This window comes from Bradyrhizobium sp. Ken51, from assembly GCF_055807435.1.
This window is the reverse complement of record NZ_JBVVPB010000045.1, coordinates 23,211-44,852: the sequence shown is the minus strand read 5'-3', so window position 1 is coordinate 44,852 and position 21,642 is coordinate 23,211. Positions and strand designations below refer to the sequence as shown.

Annotated in this window: 12 protein-coding genes and 9 pseudogenes; 7 read left to right on the top strand and 14 right to left on the bottom strand. The window is 59.3% G+C overall.

Features of this window, described 5'->3' with window-relative positions; genetic code table 11:
* The coding region (locus AC0L27_RS37575) for an aminopeptidase P family N-terminal domain-containing protein (RefSeq protein ID WP_473322798.1) at positions 1 to 688 on the bottom strand (688 nt) is incomplete at its 3' end.
* A gap of 422 nt (positions 689 to 1,110) precedes the next feature.
* On the opposite strand from AC0L27_RS37575, the pseudogene AC0L27_RS37570 reads away from it, so the two are divergent.
* Positions 1,111 to 2,003, top strand: a pseudogene (locus tag AC0L27_RS37570) (IS630 family transposase); the annotation flags it as partial.
* A 155-nt stretch (positions 2,004 to 2,158) separates the two neighbouring features.
* Here AC0L27_RS37570 and AC0L27_RS37565 read toward each other — a convergent pair.
* Positions 2,159 to 2,788: a helix-turn-helix domain-containing protein gene (locus AC0L27_RS37565; protein ID WP_473322796.1), complete on the bottom strand. Its 630-nt coding sequence runs from the start codon at positions 2,786 to 2,788 to the stop codon at positions 2,159 to 2,161.
* A gap of 807 nt (positions 2,789 to 3,595) precedes the next feature.
* Entirely contained in the window at positions 3,596 to 4,555 is a 960-nt protein-coding gene (locus tag AC0L27_RS37560; protein WP_473322793.1) for a class I SAM-dependent methyltransferase, read from the bottom strand.
* A gap of 735 nt (positions 4,556 to 5,290) precedes the next feature.
* On the opposite strand from AC0L27_RS37560, the pseudogene AC0L27_RS37555 reads away from it, so the two are divergent.
* Positions 5,291 to 5,398 (top strand): annotated as a pseudogene (locus tag AC0L27_RS37555) (gamma-glutamyl-gamma-aminobutyrate hydrolase family protein); the annotation flags it as partial.
* A 197-nt stretch (positions 5,399 to 5,595) separates the two neighbouring features.
* Here the strand turns inward: AC0L27_RS37555 and AC0L27_RS37550 are convergent.
* From AC0L27_RS37550 to AC0L27_RS37540, 3 genes and pseudogenes are all read right to left on the bottom strand, one after another.
* A pseudogene (locus AC0L27_RS37550) lies at positions 5,596 to 5,694 on the bottom strand (hypothetical protein); the annotation flags it as partial.
* 113 nt (positions 5,695 to 5,807) lie between these two features.
* Positions 5,808 to 5,951: a hypothetical protein gene (locus tag AC0L27_RS37545; RefSeq protein ID WP_473322790.1), complete on the bottom strand. Its 144-nt coding sequence runs from the start codon at positions 5,949 to 5,951 to the stop codon at positions 5,808 to 5,810.
* An 18-nt stretch (positions 5,952 to 5,969) separates the two neighbouring features.
* Positions 5,970 to 6,695: a transposase gene (locus AC0L27_RS37540; protein WP_473322788.1), complete on the bottom strand. Its 726-nt coding sequence runs from the start codon at positions 6,693 to 6,695 to the stop codon at positions 5,970 to 5,972.
* Between the two features lie 1,232 nt (positions 6,696 to 7,927).
* Here AC0L27_RS37540 and AC0L27_RS37535 point away from each other — a divergent pair.
* On the top strand, positions 7,928 to 9,175 hold the full coding sequence (locus AC0L27_RS37535; RefSeq protein ID WP_473322786.1) for an ATP-grasp domain-containing protein: 1,248 nt from the start codon (positions 7,928 to 7,930) through the stop codon (positions 9,173 to 9,175).
* Between the two features lie 264 nt (positions 9,176 to 9,439).
* Here AC0L27_RS37535 and ltrA read toward each other — a convergent pair whose 3' ends face one another.
* Both ltrA and AC0L27_RS37525 read right to left on the bottom strand, forming a co-directional pair.
* Positions 9,440 to 10,750, bottom strand: a complete 1,311-nt coding sequence (gene ltrA, locus AC0L27_RS37530) for a group II intron reverse transcriptase/maturase (RefSeq protein WP_473322785.1) — start codon at positions 10,748 to 10,750, stop codon at positions 9,440 to 9,442.
* Positions 10,751 to 11,308: 558 nt separating this feature from the next.
* Positions 11,309 to 11,446 (bottom strand): annotated as a pseudogene (locus AC0L27_RS37525) (IS256 family transposase); the annotation flags it as partial.
* A gap of 86 nt (positions 11,447 to 11,532) precedes the next feature.
* Between AC0L27_RS37525 and AC0L27_RS37520 the strand changes: the two are divergent.
* The 3 genes and pseudogenes from AC0L27_RS37520 to AC0L27_RS37510 all read left to right on the top strand — a co-directional run.
* Positions 11,533 to 11,925 carry a transposase gene (locus AC0L27_RS37520; RefSeq protein ID WP_473322783.1) on the top strand — a complete coding sequence of 131 codons (393 nt, stop codon included), beginning with the start codon at positions 11,533 to 11,535 and terminating at the stop codon, positions 11,923 to 11,925.
* Positions 11,926 to 11,959: 34 nt separating this feature from the next.
* Positions 11,960 to 12,318, top strand: a pseudogene (gene tnpB, locus AC0L27_RS37515) (IS66 family insertion sequence element accessory protein TnpB).
* Between the two features lie 80 nt (positions 12,319 to 12,398).
* Positions 12,399 to 12,659: pseudogene (locus tag AC0L27_RS37510) on the top strand (transposase domain-containing protein); the annotation flags it as partial.
* Here the strand turns inward: AC0L27_RS37510 and AC0L27_RS37505 are convergent.
* Both AC0L27_RS37505 and AC0L27_RS37500 read right to left on the bottom strand, forming a co-directional pair.
* A pseudogene (locus AC0L27_RS37505) lies at positions 12,659 to 12,974 on the bottom strand (ParB/Srx family N-terminal domain-containing protein); the annotation flags it as partial. The pseudogenes AC0L27_RS37510 and AC0L27_RS37505 overlap by 1 nt on opposite strands.
* A 439-nt stretch (positions 12,975 to 13,413) precedes the next feature.
* Positions 13,414 to 14,445: an IS110 family RNA-guided transposase gene (locus AC0L27_RS37500; RefSeq protein ID WP_473322781.1), complete on the bottom strand. Its 1,032-nt coding sequence runs from the start codon at positions 14,443 to 14,445 to the stop codon at positions 13,414 to 13,416.
* A 141-nt stretch (positions 14,446 to 14,586) separates the two neighbouring features.
* On the opposite strand from AC0L27_RS37500, the gene AC0L27_RS37495 reads away from it, so the two are divergent.
* Complete coding sequence (locus tag AC0L27_RS37495) at positions 14,587 to 16,143, top strand: ISL3 family transposase (protein ID WP_473322803.1); 1,557 nt, start codon at positions 14,587 to 14,589, stop codon at positions 16,141 to 16,143.
* A gap of 39 nt (positions 16,144 to 16,182) precedes the next feature.
* Here AC0L27_RS37495 and AC0L27_RS37490 read toward each other — a convergent pair.
* From AC0L27_RS37490 to AC0L27_RS37475, 4 genes and pseudogenes are all read right to left on the bottom strand, one after another.
* Positions 16,183 to 16,335: pseudogene (locus AC0L27_RS37490) on the bottom strand (tyrosine-type recombinase/integrase); the annotation flags it as partial.
* A gap of 265 nt (positions 16,336 to 16,600) precedes the next feature.
* Positions 16,601 to 17,896: a C4-dicarboxylate transporter DctA gene (gene dctA, locus AC0L27_RS37485; RefSeq protein WP_473322801.1), complete on the bottom strand. Its 1,296-nt coding sequence runs from the start codon at positions 17,894 to 17,896 to the stop codon at positions 16,601 to 16,603.
* A gap of 542 nt (positions 17,897 to 18,438) precedes the next feature.
* Positions 18,439 to 19,653 (bottom strand): TlpA disulfide reductase family protein, encoded by a 1,215-nt coding sequence (locus AC0L27_RS37480; protein WP_473322779.1) that lies wholly within the window; start codon positions 19,651 to 19,653, stop codon positions 18,439 to 18,441.
* A gap of 980 nt (positions 19,654 to 20,633) precedes the next feature.
* Positions 20,634 to 21,328 (bottom strand): annotated as a pseudogene (locus AC0L27_RS37475) (alpha/beta hydrolase).
* Between the last annotated feature and the right edge of the window lie 314 nt (positions 21,329 to 21,642).

Sequence of the window (21,642 nt, the reverse complement as noted above, 5' to 3'; positions counted from 1 at the left end):
CCTCCAATAGGCGGCCGCCCAGCGAGGCATGGAAGGATGTTGACGGTCCGGACGAGATAACCGCGACCTGCGCATTGTCAGCGCCATTGCGCCAAGCTTCGCTGGCCATGGCTGCGAAGACTTCACGCTCGTTGACACCCGCTTGAGCCGCGTCGAAGGCCGCCGCCGCCGCCCGGTCGCAGATTTCGGCGGCTACCTCGAGGCAGGCAAGTTCGAGGGGGGACTTGACCAGTCGCATTTCCCACATGACACGGGAGAAATCGACGAACTTGGCACTTGGCAGCAGGCCTTCGAGCTCCGATGCTCGATTTACCGTCAGGAAATGGCTGTCGCGCTCGACACCGATCGTCGAGGACCCAAGTCCGCGGGCTTTGATCGTCTCGGCCAAGACCTTGATTGGATTTTCGTGATCGGCAAACTCCACGCTGTCGCTAAACCGGCTCGCCTTGCTAAAGCCCGGTGCGTCGACGCCGCGGATCACTGCGATCGGCTCTCGATCAAGCGGGATGAGCAAGGCTTGATACATGGCCGCTGTCGACGAGTAACCACTGAAATAGGATCTGTGTTCTGCCTGGTCCACGATAAGGAGCTCAACGCTTCGCCCGGCCATGATGGCGCGCAAGGCTGCGAGGCGGGAACGGAATTCGTCGATGGGAAAAGGCGGTGGGAAGAGCGGAGGCTGCGTCATAAGGTTACTCCTCCGGCCTCTACAAGAGGCGTCTGGCGCGGGCCTGAATCGAGATTGTCGCGCGGTCTAGTTTGTACGCTGCATGACTCCTAAGAAATGCTCAATCCCCAATCTTGGCAGCTGGGCGGCTTGGGAGGAGAGTGATCGCCTCTTTACTTTTACAATGGAGTCCAGAGAATCTCGCCCGAGTGTGCCGAGATTAGGTCGGAGTCGCCGAGCTTTTCCCGGATATCTTCTGCATGAGGCTTAACGCTCTCTCCGGCAGCAACTCAAAGGATTGGGGACGGAGGCCAAATTGAAGTGAAACCTCGACGGGGCGGCGCGGACCTAGTGTCCCGAGTCACAAATTCGCAATTATAGATTCGCAGTAGATTCGCGTCGCTGTGCCAAGGATGGAGGCTGCAGCAGCGACGGAGGATCTGATGGCGGTCCAGCAACTTGCCTCCTTGACATTAAGCGATGAAGAGCGTGCCGAACTGAGGTCGCTGACGATGCGGCGGAAGACGGCGCAGGCGCTGGCTCTGAGAGCCCGGATCGTGCTGACCTGCGCGGAAGGCGGTCAGAACAAGGAAGTGGCGGCCAAGCTGGGCCTGGACCGATCGACGGTAGGCAAGTGGCGGCGCCGTTTTTGTGGAGCGGCGCATGGACGGGCTGCACGACGAGCCGCGCTCCGGGGCGCCACTTACGGTTGACGATGCCCGGATCGAAGCCGTGATCGTGAGGACGTTGGAGAGTTGCCCCGAGAACGCCCCCATTGGAGTTCCCGCGACATGGCGAAGGCCAGCGGCCTATCGGTGTCGAGGGTACAACGCATCTGGCGGGCCTTCGGGCTCCAGCCGCACCGGATGGAGCCGTTCAAGCTCTCGACTGATCCAAACTTCGTGGCCAAGGTGCGCGACGTTGTGGCCTTTACGTCTCGCCACCGGAGCACGCTATCGTTCTATGTGTCGATGAGAAGTCCCACATCCAGGCGCTGGATCGCAGTCAGCCGATGCTGCCGATGCGTCCCGGCCAGCCGGCCCGAAGAAGCCATGACTACACGAGGCACGGCACCACATCGCTGTTCGCCGCCCTCGACATTGCGAGCGGCCGGGTCATCGGCAAGTGCTATAGACGCCACCGTGCTGCTGAGTTCCGCAAGTTCCTCGACGAGATCGAGGCTGCCGTGCCGCGTGAACTCGACGTCCATCTCGTCATCGACAATTACGCCACGCACAAGACCCCCTTGATCCGAAAATGGCTGGCTAAACGGCCGCGTTGGCACGTGCACCTGACCCCGACCAGTTCGTCATGGCTCAACCACGTCGAGCGCTTCGAGCCGTGCTTGGGCGTGAAGGTGAACTCGAAACGCCCGCTTGGTGTTGGCGAGCCAGGCTCTGGTTTCTCTCGAGATGTGCGCGGAACGATTGTCGAGGATCGACTTGATCGTGGTGCTCCTCGGATAAGCGGAATCGAGAAGTCTGAGGAGTTCTATGAATTCGCGGCTGCGGTGACGGTCTCTGACGAGAGCGTGGACCTTGCCGGTGAGCAGATCAATCCCGGCGAACAGGCTGAGCGTGCCGTGCCGCTTGTACTCGTGGTCGCGCGCAAAGCCTGCATGGATGCCGGGTTCGGGCGGCAAATCCGGCGCCGTCGTTGCGATGGCCTGGATTCCCGGCTTTGCGTCGCACGACACGATCGCCACCGGCTTTCCCGTCTCTTCGACTTGGCGGGGGCTTTTTTCAGGACTGCGACTTCACGATAGACGCACAGGACCTCGGCCATCTTCCGTTCGAACTCAGCATCGCGATTTTCAAGATAGTAGCGCACCTTGTGCGGCTTGATCTCCTCCTTGCCGAGGATCTTGCACACCGTTCCCTGGACCAGATTGGTCAAGCATGCATGCCCTGCCGTCGGCCCGTGTTCGCGCGCATGGCGCTCCAACAGCCGCGTCGTCCACAACTTATGTGGATAGCCATGGTCCTTCGCCTTGTCACACGCCAACGACACCAACCAGGCTTTGGCCTCAGGCGTGATGGTTGGTTCCTTGCCGGGGCGCGGGCGATCGTCAAGGGGGGCCAGCGGGCCATCGGCCAGCGCTCGCTCGACACAGCGCTGCACCGTCTGACGATGGACTCCAAGTCTTTGGCCCACTGCGCAAACGAAGGGTTCTCGCGATACGCCAGCAGCATCTGCGCCCGCGACACCCGGCTCGCGAGTTCAGTTCTCGACCGCGAAAGAGCCGCCAATGTTGCGATCTTTTCGTCGGTCATCGCCAACTCGACCGCTCGCCGCCATCCAGCCATGACACAGCTCCTCGTTTTGCCGACCGCAAACGAGGAATCCGCCAACTGCCCGTCCGTTCCACTCATTCAGCCTGCTCTAGCATCGCAGGTTTCATGGAATCGATCGTCTAGTGGCTGACTTCGCTGCGCACTGTGGATGTCTTGCGCAGCCCCAAGTGCGGCGCCTTCTGCATCCGTACCCGGCCTCATACCAGCGAGCCCCTTCACTCTCTCCGAACACAGTTCCACAGTTCATCGCCTTTCATTGCCGACTACCACCATCGTGAAGCGGAGCAAAACTGGTTGTAACCGGCCCGACCACGTCGCACGCAGCTGGCCACAGTTTCCCATACCCTTGTTCTCCCACTTGGTTGGTTTCCCATAGCTCTCTCTCGTCTCTTGATGCGCCACATTCGCCACATGTTCGGCCCGAACGTACCGGGAGTCAGGAGCAGGACATCAATCGGCTTGTACGACGGCGGATGCGATCGTAACCGCAACATTGAGCGCGCCAATCCTGGTAAAGTGCTTCGCTAGTAGCGGGCGGGATTTAATTGATCCATCCCTCTGAAATTCTAGGAAGATCTCCTCAATCAGAATGCGTCTGTAACAATCTTCGATACTGCTCATCATTGCCCGTGCACTAGCTGTCACAGGTCGATTTGGTCCCCACAGCAATCAGCGCGTCACGCGAAATTTCTGCTACATATCGGCGCTCTTCCTGTCGGATAGATATGGATCCGAACGTTTCTGTTATGTGTCGCTCGAGGCAACGCGCAATATCACATGCCGATTCTGTGACCTTGATCAGGTCATACATGTCGTAAATGTGCATGATTGCATTGCGCTTGGCTTCTTCAGGTGAGCCTCCGTGCAGCGTGAATGGGTCACTGATTTCAAATACCCTAACGTCGCGAAACCCTGCGCCCGCAAAGAGATCGAGCATTTCGTGGCGCGAGAAATGTACATGCGGATGCCCAGTCCGCGAGTAGGGATGCACAACGCTGTCAAACCATTTAGCGCATCTTCCGCCGATCTCAAAATCATGCAGCACAAGGCGACGACCCGCTCTCAGAGTACGGTGCGCTTCGCCAATTGCCAGACGCCTTGCGTTGCTATCAAGATGATGGCTGCCGTAAGCAATGAGAACGCCGTCTAGTACGTTCTCACGGAACAAACTTCGCGTTGCGGACTGACGCAAGCAAGGTAACGCTTGAGCGTGGCAGGCGTCGATCATGAATTTCGAAATGTCGGCTGTATAGATTGTCGGAGTGTGACGCCCAAGCGTTTTACAGAACCGTGCAAAGGTTCCATCGCCTCCGAGTACATCCAGGATCCTGAAATCCTGACTAGGAGCTTCGAGGGAAGGCGAGAAGCACTTCAGAAGCGTGGTCATGCCCACTCTTCGATTGTCCGCACTCTTCTGTGCAGAATTGTAGGCCAAGCCGCGGCCACCTACTTTCTCATCCTCGAACTCCCACGACTTCATATTCATTTTCGCAAGTTCAGCGTCGCAACATCTCTCGTGACTAAGAAGATCATACAACGCGGGATGATCATGACGCAGGTAATCGAGATATTCCTCAAAAGTATATCCATTCACGTATAGCTCGGGTCGCATCTCTGGATCCTCCGTAAGCATATCTGTTTTGCTCCTTCATATCAGCGTCTGAGATATGTGAGGTGCCGTTAGGGCGATATTGTCGTGAAACCGGACAAGTCCTCTCCGGGATTGCTAACTACTTGGGTGGGTGGGTCGGTCGGTCTACGCCTTAGCGATGCCACGTCCAAGGCGCGTCCGCGAAGGCCTCCCCGCTCTGATCGACCCAGCATGCGCCACCCGATCGTGTCCAAACTCAGTAAACGAGGCGGGTCGCCGACAAGAGCGCGGGAACAGGAGGCTATCCGCCGCAGACGCACCACCTGTAGATAAACTCCGACCTTTCCCACTGAGTTGATCAGACGCCGAGCCGCCTGGAGTACAGCCGAGATGATTGAGGGCTCTTCTCGACATTGACTGATGACTCCGACGTTGGATGCAGTGCTGCAGCCTGAGGGCGGAGCGTTATCCCCAATCGACCCAGCTTACGGCCGAACAAATGTAGCGGCGAATACCTTGCGACGATACTACCATCCAAGATAGGTGCACGTGACGAGGTTGTCGGTTGACACTGCGGCGCCGACCTCGGAATTTCGGGTCGTCCGTCTAAGACAATGCGGATCATTTGGCTAGTTGGTGTGGCTGCGCGACGTTCAGTCATCTTGAAGGCAAGTTCTATTTGCGGAGAAGCTCGCTTGTGACGAACTCAAGTATGAGAGATCGGCCGATTGCGCCGGGGCGCCTCAACAGTACCATGAGGCGGCGATTGCCGGGGCTGGCGTATTTCCTTTGATGGTCCCTTCGTTTGGCGACAGGCTTGCCCTCGGCCACCTCTTCGCTGTGGTGGCGAAATGCTCGACCGTTTGGCGATCCGTAGGCCGCACGCCCGCAATGCCAACCATTTCCTACCCGCAGCAGCAGGCTTGCGGCCGCCTCGCAAAGCGCCGCATGGCAACGTCACCCTGTTTGCTGATGCGGCCTTCATAGTCGATCGACGTGCCAGACTGGTTCGCATCGGCGCCAAGTCAAAATGGGGTCTACCTTCGAGATCGCCCAAAGCGGCGGGGGTCATCGACACCGACCTTGAATGACAAGGCCGGAACGGGACCGACGCCGGGAAGCGTCATCAAGCGCCGGCAGACGGGTCATGCTGGACCAACTGCAACGATGCAGGCGATCGTAGCCCTCGAAAATGGCGCCGCGGAGTCCAGCATCGCCTCGATGATCACTACGAACATCGGATCGCTGCGCTCGATCAGTTCGCGGACGCGGGCTTCGTTGCCAGCTCGGGCGAAAAGCGGCGTGCCGGGCGGCCGGTCGTCTCGGCCGTGGCTCTCGCCGCGGCGAGCTCCTCTTCGATCATGGCGACCAGGCGCGTGTTGCGGGCGAGCCCGAACATATAATCGCGCGGTTCTGCTCACACTACGCCATCAGCGCCTCGCGCGCAAAGCCACTGTCGGCGCGCAGCACGATGCGCACGAAAGGCCAGTGGGCGCGGATTTGCCGCACAATCCGCGCAACCTCCGTGACGCTGCCCGCACTGGCGTCGATGTCGGCGCGCCGCAGCTTGGTCGCAGCAGATGCCGGCCGCAGAACACGTACAGCGGCAGATAGCAGTAGCAGTCGTAATAGCCGTGGAAGAAGCGCCGCTGATGCCCGTGCAGAGATCGTCGGTGACGTCGAGATCGAGGATGATCTGCGGCGGCGGTCGCTTGTGCGCCTCCAGGAACAGCGTCACCGGCAACGCCTCGATCGCCGACGCGTCGTAGGCGATCTTGTGATAGCGCGAAGGTTCCTCCCGGCCCACTTCCAGCCGGTTCAGCGTCGACTTGCCGGCCACCGGTGCGCAGTCCTCGCGCCGAGCAACAAGCTTGCCCGCCAACACCGCCATCAGCGGGTCGTGCCGCAACTCGTCGTGATCGTTGAGGTCTTCGTAGCCAAGTGCGATGCCAAAGACCAGCTGTCCGACCAACGTTCCGACTGCGTGCTCGATCAAGTCCGGGCGGTGATGATCGCGAAAGCAATCTGCAAAGCGCCCCACCAGATCGATCGCCCGATCGGACGCGCCCAGAAGCAGCGCGCCAGCATCCGACGTCACCAGGCCACCATCAAAAGCCGCGTCCACGATGCGGCCTACTACCATTCCAAAATCAAACCGTTCTGCGCTACACTCTATCAGCATCGGGGCATTCCTGAATCACGGCAAAGTCTTTCTCGCAAGAACCTTGGCTGATTCGCGCCCCGATGCGCCTCAACACTGTGAGAAATGCGGGCTAGCTAGCCCGGCTGCATCATCTGCCGCGATGCCGCAGGCGTCATTCCGTTCGGTCTTGTTCCGCATTGTCGACAGCGACACGCGCATGTGGCGCGCTTCGACGACAATGATCGGGACCCGGCTGGCTGCAGTGCGCGATAGAGCGAGATGCTAAGCGATGACGCCTCGAGTCCCACTCGCTCCAGGCGATCCGCTTAGCCCTTGCCGCTGGCTCGGTACTGACCTTGACCTCGCGAGCGATGAGGCCCTCGCCATCGACGATGCAAAGATTGGCTTCTTCAAGGCCGGCGTCCAACCCAACATAAAGCTTCATCTAAGCTCTCCTATTTGGCAACGACCGCCTAAGTCGTTGCACCTGGCTCCGGATTCGGCCACACGGCGACTATTCCCATGCACCGGTTCTCGAAGCACGATTTGAACAGGCAAGATAAACGTCAGTTCCTTACACCGCCAACCGGTCAGCCGGTCGGCGCGACAACTTCACATCGAAGCGATCGCGGGCCTGGAACTGTCGAGGCAGCGTCGGTGCGGGACAGGGGTTTCGCCACCAGCGTCGAGTGGGACCGGGAGTACCGGGTGAGATCCGACGAGCCATCCGCGCGCATTCTCCACGCTTTCGGAGATGATGTTCTTATTCCTGTCGACAAAGGCCGGAACATTCGGTCTCGCTGCAAAAAAACTGCAACACTCTAATGGCCGCTGATGAAACTCAGTGGCAGGTCGGCGTGGGTATCTCGCGACGAGCGAACTGGGTATCCGATGCGGCAGAACCTAATCCCGTGCACCTATCTAGGCTGGTAGTATCGTCGCAAGATACTCGCTGATATTCACTTATAACGATCTTAATTGAAGGTGCGTGCATTCATCTCTCTCAGGTATGAAGATCCACATTGCCAAACCCGAGGCAGCTGTTCATGTCCGTAACCGCTCACCACGAACTACGCCTGGGTCAATTGAGAAGTGGCCCAGATCGCGCCTGAAGCAGAATATGGGCCGGCGTTCTTCGTTTTGGCGCTTATTCGGGCATGAGCTGGGCCGGTTTCGGGTGCCGCACTACACTCAGGCCGCAGCACTGCATACTACCTCGGAGTCACCACTCAATGCCAAGAAGAGCTCTCATTTTGCTTGAAGGCGCAAGTAATGCTCGGCTGTACGTTCAAGCGGCCCAGCGTCTTGGTCTTCATCCTATCACTCTGTCGTCTGACCCCACTCGCTATGACCATCTTGCAGCAGGAGGCTGCGAGGTAAACTGTGTCGACACAGCTAATATTGATGCGCTGATACACGAATGTTCAAGGTTATCTTCGACCTTCGACATTGCCGGGATTACCAGCGCCCAGGAGTCAGCCTATGCGGCGGTGGGCAAGCTCTGCCTGAATTTCGATCTGCCGGGCCCACCCCCTGCAGCGATCGAGCGCTGCTGCGACAAGTTCGTCCAACGTCAGCTTCTCGCGGAGGGCGGCATACCAGTACCATCTTACCGCCTGGCTGCGAATGCGAGGGGCGTAGAAAGCTCTGCCGCGGAGATCGGCCTGCCGGTGATTGTCAAGCCAACGGTAGGCATCGGCAGCAGCGGTGTCCGATTGTGCCGCGATGTCGACGAGTTGGCCGAACATACGAGGTATCTACTCGGTGGGGAGTACATATGGCGGTCTTCCCCAAGGATACTGATCGAAGAATTTGCACAAGGTCCCCATTATAGCGTTGAAATTATGGAAAATGAGGTCATCGGGATTGGCACGGCTGACTTCGGCCGCCCGCCGCATTTCGTCTGCCGTGAGTACATCTATCCGGCACCGCTGACTGATGAAGAGCATAGAGGCATCGCCCACGTTTCGCTGAGCGGTTTGCAAGCCCTCGGCCTTGGCTGGGGGCCAACGAACATTGATATACGGTTGACGAAGCTTGGCCCTATCGTGATTGAAGTTAATCCGCGTCTTTGTGGCACACCCAACCCCCAACTTGTAAAGCTCGCCTACGGTGTTGATCTAATCACCGAGCACATCAAGCTTGTGATCGGGGAGAAATGCAATTTGCGCAGATGTCATTCGCAGACTGCGGCCGCGCGGATTCTGGTTCCCGATCGCGATGGCATTCTCAATGCCATCGGCGGCGAAAGTCATGCTGCTGCCGTACCAGGTGTCACAGAGGTCAAACTTTCTATTGAACCAAAGACCCCGATCGTCAGGAAAGGCGATTGCCGAGATAGGATCGGATATGTCATCGCAGCTTCGCCTGACCTTGCTTGGACCAAGGCGATACTTCAACGTGCCGTAAACTTCATTGATTTGTCGATCACACCATTTCCTACCCGTACTGTCCTCTCCGATGGAGATGGCATCCGGTAGACCTGGCACGTGGCAGCAGGCTTTCGAGCTCCAACGCTCGGTTTACGGCGAGGAAGTGGCTGTCGCGTTCAACGCGGATGACCGAGGCTCCAAAACCGCGGATGTTGATCGTCTCGGCCCCCCGGCTTAAGCGGATACCCATTTTCGTTGACCGCCACGCAAGCAGGGAGATCGTGGTCGAGTAGCTCAGCCATTTGGCTTTCGCCCTCACAGATCCGGGCAGGCGGCTTTCCCGCACCCGGCTCTTCCCGAGGGTAACCCGCGTCATATCCGCGCCTGCGCCCAAGTGCGAGTGATGCGTGGAACGGGCAGACGGAAGCGAGCCGTCAGGGTCTCGAACTCCGGCCAGCCCATGCGCCGGCTTTTCTGACTACGCCGTCTCAGACAGCGCAGCCAGGTCCGACGCACCTCCCGGTAGAAGCCGTTGAGCGCCGGATAGTTGTGCGGTCTGCCATAGTAGCCGTAGTGTCCACGCAGAACGGCGGTGAGCCATTCGTGTTGCATGGCCAGTGGCGCGTGCATGAACCGCCAGGCTTTCTGGCGCAACGCCGTCAGCTTACGCGTCAGGCGTTTCCCTTCCGTCTTGTGCTTCACGATGAACCGGCCATCTCGGGTCCGCCCGCAGTAGTGGGTGAAGCCGAGGAAGGCGAAGGTCTCTGGTCGCCGCTCGCCGCGCCGCTGACGCGAGAGGGCGGCGAACCGGCCAAACTCGATCAGTCGCGTCTTGCCCTCATGAAGCATCAGGCCAAAGCTGGCCAGCCGCGCCTTGAGGGCCAAGAGCATTTCCTGCGCATCCACCTTGTTCTCGAAGCCCATGACGAAGTCGTCCGCATAACGCACTGTCACAATGCGACCGCGTGCATGGCGACGACGCCATTGGTGGACCCAGAGATCGAGGATGTAGTGCAGGAAGATGTTGGCGAGGAGCGGACTGATGCCCGCCCCCTGCGGGGTACCCCTGTCCGTTTCTTGCTTCTCGCCGCTCTCAAGAACGCCGGCCCGCAGCCACAGCTCTATGAGCCGCAATATGCGAGGATCGGCGATCCTGTGCGCCACCATCCGCAGCAGCCACTCGTGGTCGACCGAGTCGAAGAAGCTGCGTATGTCGGCATCGAGCACCCAGTTGACGCGCTGGCTCATGATCGCCGTGTGCAAGGCGTCAAGCGCCATATGAGGATTCCGCCCTGGCCGGAAGCCGTAGGAGAACCCGAGGAAGTCGGCCTCATAGACTGCGCTCAGCACCTCGGCTACCGCGCTTTGGACAATCTTGTCCTCTAGCGTCGGCACACCGAGAGGCCGCTTACCGCCATCGGCTTTGGGGATGTAAACTCGTCGCACCGGCTGTGGCCGATAACGACCCGTGTGGACCCGCCCGCAGAGGTCGCGGAGGTTATCCGTGAGCCTCTGTTCGTACTTCGCCACCGTTACCCCATCGACCCCCGCGCTGGCCTGCCGCTTTTGTCGTCGAAACGCCCGAAGCAGAGCGTCCTCGTCGATGTGGTGCAGCAAGGCTGTGAACCGGGTTTGGGCAGCCTGCTTGGCTGCCGCGTTCACCCGTTCGAGGTTCGGCGGCAAGGCAACCCGGCTCTGTGTCCGGACCCTGGCCTTCTCGCGCGGGCTCCCCTCGGGGCTGGCCCCTTCCCTCCATGCGTCTCGTTTCCTTCGACGACTTCACAGGTACTATGAACCAGTCCGACTCCCGACCTCAGCTCGGACCGCGGCTCTGGCAGTGCCTTGCCGCTGTCCCCCACTGGAGACCAATCCAGTGGACCCGGTCGGGCCTCTCATGTTCCGATGATTACCTTCCATGCGTGATCCGGCCATCGAGCCCCGACGGAGCGACATCGTCTCGCATAACGACGATGCTCATGCTGCCTTCGTGTTTAGGGAACACACTCGGCCTCCGCGAACATCCACCTTTCGAGGCTCATTCCCGCACCCCGCATGGCTCCTGTCTACACTTCGAACCCCGCGTTGCCGCGACGCCCGCAAGACTCGGTCCCGGTCTGCCTGCTTCGGCTTTGGCCGGATGGGACTTGCACCCACAAGCATTCATCAGCTTGGCATGACGTACTCCCCTGGCGTGGTGTAGCTGACGGCGGGTACCGCGTTCACCGGCCAGGGCGGGGCAGATCAGCTGGCGATAGCCGGAAGGCTGACGGTTGGATCATCGCTCAAGGGCGCGATAGTTTCCAGCGTCATGTAACGGTCTCGCTGGACAGCCCATTCGTCATTCTGCTCGAGCAAGATCGCACCGATGAGGCGGACGATGGGTAAGCGTCGTTCCGCTCCCACCTTCTCGCGGCACACGGGATAGGCGAGTTTCACGATCTCTTTGAAGGGATCGGCTTGTGTTTATGCTTGACCGTACGCTTAAGTCGGACGCGACGGGGCGCCGGCTGGAAGTGATCACGGAGACGCGACGCCGTCGTTGGTTCTCCAAGGACGACAAGGCCCGGATCGTCGAGGAGGCGCTGGTACCAGGCGCGGTCGTTTCCGAGATTGCCCGGCGACACGGGCCGCCCCCACAACAAGTGTTTACCTGGCGGCGGCAAGCACGGCGATTGCCGACGCCGATGGCTGACGATCCGCCGCTTGTACCGGCGGTGGTAGACGCCATGCGCCGGTCGCCGTTGCGGGCCGTGAGCGCAAGACAGCGCGACGGAAGGCCAAGCCGGATGTTGGGGGCATCGAGATCGAAGCCGAAGGCGTCACTATCCGGATCGGCCAAGGCGCGGACGTGGCGATGATTGCGGCCATCGTCCATGCGTTGAAGGCAAGCCGGTGATCGGCCCGTCCGGCACTGTCCGGGTGATGGTGGCAACCAAGCCAGTCGACTTCCGCAAGGGATTGGAACGGCTTGCTATGTTGGTACGCGAGCACATGAAGGCCGATCCGTTCTCGGGTGCTGTTTATGTCTTCCGTGCCAAGCGCGCGGACCGGATCAAGCTGATCTTCTGGGATGGTACGCGGGTTTGTGCCTGTTCGCCAAGCGGCTCGAGGAAGGCGTCTTCCGCTGGCCGAAGATCGAGGATGGCGTGATGCGTTTGTCAGCGGCAGAATTGTCCGCGCTGCTCGAAGGGCTCGATTGGCGGCGTGTCCACGCGGCACGGGAGACGGTCCTCCCGACGCAAGCCGGATAATTGTGGGCCGCGCTGCGGCGAAGTGAATCAGAGGCATCGAGTACGTCGTCAGGCGGGCGCGAATATGCTCTGATTTGCCCGTGAGCGATAACCTTCCTGACGATCCCGAGACGCTGAGCTGCTTGCCGAGCGGCACGAGAGCGAAGCGGCTGCGTCAGATCATCAAGGAATTGCAGCGTCATCGCTTTGGCCGGAGGGCGGAGTCGCTTCCTGAGGAACAGATGCTGCTGGGCCTCGAGGATGTCGAGCAGCTCGCGGCCTCTGCCGAGGCCGGTCAGGACGAGACCGCCCCGGAAGGTCGGGCGGAACGGGCGCGCAAGCGCCGCGTCAACCGTGGAGCAGCGATGCCTCCCTCACGCACGACGCAAGGAACCGGCTGCGTCTTCGCCATCCGCTTCTGCTTTACGAGAAGCTCCAGCGCGCGATAGCGCCGGCCGCCGGCCGGCACCTCGAATATCCCGGTCTCATTGCCTTCGGCGTCCACAACCGCCCCCACGTTGAGGCTTTGCAGGAGCGTACGCCGTGCGACGCTTTCGGCGAGTTGCTCGATGGAAATGCCGGCCTTCACATGCCGGACATGGACTGGCTCAGCACCAGCTTGTTGAACAGAATGTCGCGTGAGGGGCACAGCGTGATCTTTGGACAGCCTTGGTCATATCGATTCTCCACGACGGGCGGCCGGGAGCCTCTCTCTCGGCCTCCAACCCGTCGCAAAAACCGCCGCTCCCCTCTCACTGTCTTGTTCAAGGCAACAGGTGAGAAACTCATGCCGCCTCCTGCCGCTTTCTCGGTCGTCATTGTCGCTGGGCGTTCGACTGGGGCTCTGACTCATATGTGGAACGGCCCGGGCTGCAAGATCTTTCTCTGGTTGAACAAGGGATGACGGTGCGGTCATATGTTCGGCCTGTGAACGCGGCGCCTGGCCGCTGGCCACGATGATATCCGCGGAAGCAATCGCCCAATCAATTTCTCGCGCTCGAAGCGCAGTGAGTCAGGCGGTCTGATTGCTACCGGGAATGACGTCATTCGGGGTTCATCCAGATTTGCACCTTGCCTCCTCGGCAGCGTTCTTCTTCCGCCGGAGAGCTCTTGAGATTAGGATTTCAGCATTGCGGCCGGCGCCTGATAGATGCCGCCTCTGACCAGCAAGGCCCAGATCGTGCGCGCAATCTTATTAGCGAGCGCGACCGATACGACCTTGACCGGCCGTCTTTGCAGCATGGTCCGAATCCAGAGTGGGACTTTCAAGCCTCGTTTAGCAAGCTTAATGATAGAGGTCGCACCAACGATCAAGAGCGTCCGTAGTTGCCGATTTCCACGCTTTGATATCGCGCCGAGCCTTTCTTTTCCGCCGCTCGACTGTGCCCTCGGTGTGAGCCCGGTCCAAGCGGCAAAATCTCGTGCAGTCGCAAAATCGCGAGCATTCGCGACGGATGTCCGAACGGTAGCGGCGATGAGAGGACCGACACCCGGTATGCTCATCAGACGCCTCGCATCGGGGTCCTTTCTGACCGCAACCAAAATCTCTCTGTCGAGCTTCTCTATGCGGGTTGTAAGCAGCTCAATCTGTTCAGCGAATAGAATCAGGGCAAAGCGGGCGGCGCCGGGAATCCTATTGTCTTTTTCGTCCCGGAGAAGCACCAGGAGTTTTGCGATGCTTGCCATGCCTGTGCCAGCGATAATGCCCAATTCGGCCATATGGGCACGCAGGGCATTTGCAGTCTGGCTGCGCTGCTTCATCAGCATCTCTCGCGTTCGCAAAATCATGCTGGCTGCTTGTTGTTCGGCAGTCTTCACGGGCACGAACCGCATTGTCGGGCGGTTGACCGCCTCACAAATGGCTTCAGCATCCGCCGCGTCGGTCTTGTTTCGTTTGACGTAAGGCTTCACGTAGGCTGGCGGCATCATGCGGACAGAGTGGCCCAACGCCGCTATCTCGCGTGCCCAGTGATGGGCACTCGCACAGGCCTCCATACCTACCACGCAAGCTGGAAGGCTCCGAAAGAAGGGCAGAACCTGCGATCGCCGCAATGTGCGACGAACCAAGACTTTCCCGTTTTCGGCGATGCCGTGAACTTGAAAGATCGACTTGGCCAAATCCAAACCCACTGTGATAATCTTCTCCATGGAACGGTCCTTCGTTTGTGGCGCCTCTCTACGCGACCACGTTAGGCACTTTTGATGCCGGTTCGAAGGGCCGTTCCACACCATCACTTTTGATGAAGTTCAAGCGCCGGCTCGTGTTGGTTTCACAAAGGAATCAATATGATGAAGCGAGCCCTACGTCCGTCGGCTCTGGTCCCTCACGGGTTTGACGTGGAAAGCGCCTTTTGTGATGGCGCTACGACCGTGATCACCTTGCGTCCCACTAGCGGGACGAGTCTCTGTCCCGGATGCGGGACCAGTTCTGGGCGGATCCATAGCCGATATCAGCGGCGCCTAACCGATCTGCCGCTTGCGGGACGGCAGGTTCGCTTGGTGGTCGTGGCGCGCCGCTTCCGCTGCGTTACTGCTCTCTGCGGTCGGCGTATTTTCACCGAGCGCTTCGATGACGGCGCTCTGGCACCGTGGGCGCGGCGAACGACCCGGCTCGATCTAATCGTCCATCACCTTGGCCTCGCCTTGGGTGGCCGCCCAGCGGCGAGTTTTGCCCGTCGACTTATGCTGCCCGTGAGCAACGACACGTTGCTTCGGGTGGTTAGAAGGCGCGGGTGTCCACCCTTTGCTGCGCCGAGCGTTATCGGCATCGACGATTGGGCCTGGCGGCGCAATCAGCGGTATGGAACGATCATCTGCGACCTCGAGCGGCGACGACCGATCACTCTCTTACCCGACAGAGAGCCAGCCACTGCGCAGGCCTGGCTCGCGGGGCAGCCACAGATCGCTGTGGTCGCGCGCGACCGCGGCGGCGGTTACGCCCTTGCTGCGGCCAAGGCACTCCCGCACGCCACCCAGGTCGCCGACCGTTGGCACCTCATGGAGAACGCCAGCCACGCCTTCCTGGATGCGGTTCGCAAATCCATGCGCCAGGTCCGCATCGCGGTCGGCTCCGCCACCATAAATCCCAGCTTGTTGACCGCTGCCGAGCGCATTCAATATGATGGTTATCTTCGGCGAGAAGACACCAACACCGCAATCCTCAAACAGGCTGAGACGGGCGTCTCCATAAAGGAGATCGTACGGCTCACCGGCCATAGCCGGGGCCTCATCCGCAGGGTCTTGCGAGGTCAGCGATCCGACGTGTTCAGGGTGCGCGAGAGCTCGCTCGAGCACTACCTGCCATGGCTCGATGTTCAGTGGGCCGCTGGTCATTGTAATGGCGCCGACCTGTGGCGTTGCCTCAAGGCGCAGGGATTTAGAGGCTCGGTGCGAGTCGTTACCGAATGGGCGACACGCCGTCGGCGTGCCGAAATGCCCGATGCTCAGAGCCTGCAGCGCGTACCGTCCGCGAGAACTATCGCCCGCCTGATGACCAATGGCCGCGATACACTATCAAGGTCAGAGACCGTCTCCATTGCGGCGATCGAGCAAGGCGTTCCTCTTCTGGTGGAAGCTCGAGAGATCATAGCCGCTTTCCATGCGATGATCCGCAAGAAGGCTCACATAGAGCTTGAACCATGGCTGGAACGAGCATGCGCAAGCCTCGTCATGTCTTTCGCCAACGGCGTCATCAAGGACAAGGCCGCCGTCAGCGCAGCGATCACCACGTCCTGGTCCAACGGACAGACCGAGGGCCAGATCACCAAGCTCAGACTGGTGAAGCGCCAAATGTACGGACGCGCCAAGCTCGACTTGCTGCAGGCTCGACTAATCGGTGCCACATGACCAGTGCTGCACCAAAATTGCGTCAGAGCCCTTATTCCATGCCGAAACACAGTGCTCCACATAACCTTCGCCTACACACCATTCGAGGAAGGTGTGCGTGTGCCTGCGCACGTCCTTGGCGGCGCCGCGCTTACCGGTCTTGGCTATCCTGTCCACCGCCGCCAGGATTTGCCGTCGCGTCAACTCGCCGATGGCGAGATGATGAGTTCGCCATGCATGACCATCCCCCGATCGGGCGATCCCGGCTACTACGCCTGCATCATCCGTGAGCTAAATGATGCTCATAAGGGGCCGGTCGAGCCGGCTCGCTTCGAAATCGAAAGCTTAAGGGGAATCATTGGTCTGTGTGGCACTTTCGAACAAAACAAATGTCTCCACCGGATGGTCGCCTGCTCCCAATCAGGATTGAACGGCAGGGCTTTGTTGGCCCGGGGCATTCTAGGCTGAGCTCGCACATTTATTTTAACTGCGCGTGTAGCGAAACACTATCGAGCTCGCCCTCCCACCAGGACACAAAGACCGCGGCAATACCGTTCCCGATGATGTTGGTAAGCGCACGCACCTCGCTCATGAACTTATCGATCGAGAATACGATGGCAATGCCAGGGACGAGTTCAGGACTGACCACAGTCAAGGTCGCGGCCAGGGTGACGAAGCCCGCGCCGGTGACACCGCTTGCGCCCTTCGAGGTGAGCATCGCCACAACGAGTATCGTGAGCTGCTGGCTGAAGTTGAGATCGACCCCGAGCGCTTGCGCGATGAACAAGGTCGCCAACGTCATGTAAATGTTCGTCCCATCCAAATTGAAAGAGTATCCTGTCGGCACCACTAGGCCCACGACCGGCTTGGAACAGCCCAGCCGTTCCAGTTTTTCCATCAACTGCGGCAGCGCGCTTTCGGACGACGATGTTCCGAGCACGATCAGCAGCTCATCCTTGATGTAGACGATGAACTTTAGAATAGAAAAACCTACCAAGCGCGCGATCAGGCCAAGCACAATGATCACAAAGAGCCCGGCTGTCACATAAAACAGGGCGACCAATCCGATGAGTTTACCGAGCGCGGACGGTCCGAATTCGCCGATAGTGTAGGCCATGGCGCCGAACGCCCCGATGGGGGCTGCCTTCATTACGATCCTAATGACTCCAAACACCGCTTGCGCAGCATCGTCAACCAGACCGCGCATCCGCTCACCCACCTCCCCAAGCGCCATCAGCGAGAACCCGAATAGGATGGCAAACAGTAGCACCTGGAGCACGTCACCTCGGGCCAAAGCGCCAACTACACTATCCGGAATGATATTGAGGAGGAAATCGACCGTCTTCTGCGCTTCCGCCGTCTTGACGTAGTTGGCTACGGCCGCGGCATCCCCCTTGGGAGCGAGCCCATGACCGACCTGAGCGAGATTGCCCATCAAAAGACCCAGGATGAGCGCGAAGGTTGATACGATCTCGAAGTAAAGTAGCGCTTTGACGCCGACTCGGCCGACCTTTCGTGCATCCTGAACATGCGAAATTCCGGAGACAACAGTGCAGAAGATGATCGGCGCGATCACCATCTTGACCAGCTTGATGAACCCATCACCAAGCGCTTTCACCCAGCTACTCGTCCCCACAGCGGGCCATAGCCAGCCAACGAGAATGCCAATCAGGATCGCTATGAGCACCTGGACGTAAAGCACTTTGTACCAGGGCCCAGATTTCCGGAACAGGGCGGCGGCTTTGACAGAGCGGCGCTGGCGCTGATTGTACATCATGCTCGACCCGGCGCCGTGCCAGCAAAGAGGGCGCTCAATGAAGGTACAGCTTCGCGCAGTGTTCCTTCACTGGCGGGCGCAGGGGACTCTGACGGCTCCGAACAGCACAGTCCAGAGCCACGGACTGGCGCCTCTCCCGAATCGGCTTGCCCTCCACACGGAACGAAGTTCTGAACCGCTTCCGACAGCAGCGATAGAACGTTGAGAAAGCTTCCTTGAGAGCTGGAAAGCATCAGCGTCACCACCCATTTCTATCTTTTTGGTTGTTCGAAGATGCCATCCAGCATCTTCTAGGACGCCGACCTTGGCAGCCGGCGACCACTCTTCACTTCAGCAGGCACTCTCGCCGCCATCGCGTCGGAGCGCGACCAACCTTGAGGAAACATTCGCCATAAAGATGTTATGGTGGTGCGGCCTCGCCTGCGTTCACCGGCTCGCGCCTCCTGTCCTCACTTCATGTGAATGCCCCGACATTCCCAAGACGCTTCGATTCGCGATCGCAAACCACGAGGCCGAAAAGACATGCCAAGCAGCATTGCTCACGCTGCCTCCCTTGGCGATCTCGGTTCCGGTTTTTCGGGCCCCGTCTTTTGCGGGGCTGAACAGCACTCCTCGTAAGAGAGCTTCTCACTCCTGTAGCTCGCCAAAGCCTGGAGAGAGCACTGCACGACGTCCCGTTTCGCTAGATCCGAGGCAGGCGCTGCATCCAGCCACTTCAGCGCCACCTCGACCAATTCGATCGCGCGGTCCCTCTTACCCGTCTCGTAATAGTACTGAGCGACCGCCCCGTACGACAGGAACTTCGCGCCGTCGCTGCCTCGGGGCGGATTCGCAGCCAGGATGTGTTCGGAGAGCTCCTTGCCCATAGCAAAGCGCTCCGCATGTGGAAAATCGGAGTAGTCTTTCGCGGGGTCGAACAGTTGGCGGATCGCGACGCTCATCCAAACCACGGACTTCTTCTCGATCGCGTCGCGAACTAATTGGCGCAACACCGGCAGGCCAGCCCCCAGGTCGCGTATGTTGTGAAGCAACAATTCCGCGTGAAGCCCACGGAAAGTGACCTCGTCCGGCATCGCCGCGAGGGCCTCCTCGATAGCGGAAAGAGCTGTCGGCCAATCCTTTCTCTTTATGGCGGGCTCAAGTCTGCCAAAGATCGGCTCCACCAGAGCTCTCTTCTGCGATAGTTCACGCTTTGTGCGTCCGCCGGTGTTTATCCTTTCCGCATCCAGCGCTCCGGCGTCATCGCTCATTGCCCAGGATCCGTTCAGAACTTTGGGCAAGGCATGATCGAGCTGCGTCGGATGGCCAATAAAGGCGATGTGGCCGTCACGGTCAACGACGAATGACGTGGGAATCCCGACAGAAAAGCTTGGATCCAGCCAAAGCTTGTTCATTTCGCCGGCGTAGTCGAATGCGATCGCGTAGTTCAGATTTGACAACCTCTTTGTCAACCAGGCGTCCAAGCTGGCTCGCGCTTCATTTTCCGTCGAAGCTTGTTCGTGAGCCGCGATGCCCACCACCTCAACTCCGTTGTTCCTGTATTTGTCTTGCAGGACCACCAGATTTGGCATGGAGGCGATACATGGTCCGCACCACGTCGCCCAAAATTCGAGGATATATACTTTTCCAGGTTCGAACTTTCTAACGGGCTGGCCGCGTAGCCAGTTCTCCACTTTGATCGAGGGGGCCCGCGAACCGACGCTCAGCAGGTTCGCCGCACCGACTTGACTTGCGCTCTCAGTCAGACTGGTCATTGCTCAAATTCGCTCTACCTGGCTCAGCGGAGAAAATAGCAAGTCGCATGCCAGCCAGCGCTCATTGAAATTACGCATCTTTCGTATCATTTCTGTCGAGCTTGCGACGCATGTCGCATATCCGACCAGCTGCTTGGAGCTTCTCAGGCAATCAGTCTGTCGGAGGTTCTTGACGCGCCTGTAGACCGAAGAGGCGGGAAGTCAGGCAGCGCAAGGCCGAGTTCACCACTCCCGGTCCTGATCGGCTTCCAGGATGACCATTTCGGCGCTCGGGATCACGACGTGAACTGACCTGCTTTGGCCCGTCGACTTGCGCTTGAGTGCGATCTGAGATTTCCAATTTAACTTTTTGAGCCAAGGGGGATTGAGAGATAGTGTCCTTCCTTTGCCGGCTATTGCTCGAGAATTCACCTAGGTCCGTACCGGACAAGGAAACAGGCTCCGAAACGTTGAAGCGAGAACAACGGGCAGAACACGGCGCGCCAAAGCGGGCGGCAGAGCAAAAGACGTTCGCACACGCCTTTAGATCGCCGCCCGCATTGGTCCGCCATTGCGGGAGATCCGTGCGTCGGCGGATCCGCTGATGTAAGCTAATGCGCGTGCTGAAGGTCGACACTCTGCTGTCAATCCGAGAAGCGAGGCTGGCGCCTCCGTCGTGTACGGGCAGGAGCACGCAGCTCTGCCACTGCGATCCAGTCTCTCAGTGACCTTGCCCCCAAGTTTTTTCCAGTCCTGAGTTCGCCCGTGCCGTTGGATTTGCCCGGTTGGGCGGTGGCAGCGACGGGAGCTGGCGCGGAGCCTTCGGCTAGCGGAGCGCCAGATCCAGGCGGGTGGCAGGTCATCGCGAACTCGGATGGGGTTCTGCATCCGCCCTACAATCAATCAGTTCTTGCCTCCGTGCGTTTTGATTTTCGCGTTGAACGCGCACACATCTGCCAGGTTTGTGGCCCACAACTCTGCAAACAGCCGAAGAGCTATTCTTAATAGGGATACATCCAATAAGTCGTATTCGAATCGTCGGACATCGATCGTAGGGTCGGGGTCCGCTGCGGGGGTTTAAGATGCGTCGAGGACGAGATGATCCGGCCTATGTCATCCAGAACCGCGCGGCTGGTTGAGTACGTACTGTGATTTAGAGCAAACATTTCGCTTCCCACAGCAGAAACATCGACCGTTTCGATACCGGGCACGAGAGTTGGCCCGCTCTTGGTCACGAACCCCATTCGCGAAGTGGATTGCGCTTTCTCCATGGAGGCGAGCAACGCGAGATCCGTCGAGGACGCGTATAGCGTCACCGCGCCCGCCGCTGCCTTGATTAGGCTCGCGCGCTGAAGATAAATGTCGCGATCCACATCCGGGGCCGCAAAAATCAATTCAGTAATCCCGAGCGCCGTCTGGCTCAACGCGGCTTGCTGCAAGGCGCCCAAAACCACCTCGCTGCCCAGACTATGCGCAATCACGATAATTCGTGAGACTTTGCCCGCCGATTTAATGAGCTGGAGGAGATCGAACAAGCCATCCGGAGCGTACAAAGCACTCTCCCGATCGTAGTCATAGTCCTTCACTCCGCCCTTGGACGGCCAGGAGTACATTTGTAGTTCGCGTCGAAAGCAATTTGAGCCGCCTTGAAGGCTGCGTCGGAAAAGGCAACGTTGTAGCCGTGCACAAAGAGCATCAGGCTGTCGGCCGGATTTGCGATAGCGGAAGCAAACTCCTCACGGGAAAGACGATCGAGCTTCTGGATTCGGAAATGCTTTCCATCGGCCTCCGCCTCCTTGCGCATCCCGAACCAGCTTGTCTTCGGCGTTTCGACTTCTCCCATCTTGTGAACGATGGGAATGCTAACCGTCACGCGGCCAAATGTGTTGCTGGCCGCACGACTATAGGAGATCTGGGTCAATTCCAGACCGAACCCACCCGTCACCACGCGATTGGTGGCGAAGTAGACGGGTACCAACCCCTTAATCACCGGTCTATTGACCACCACCT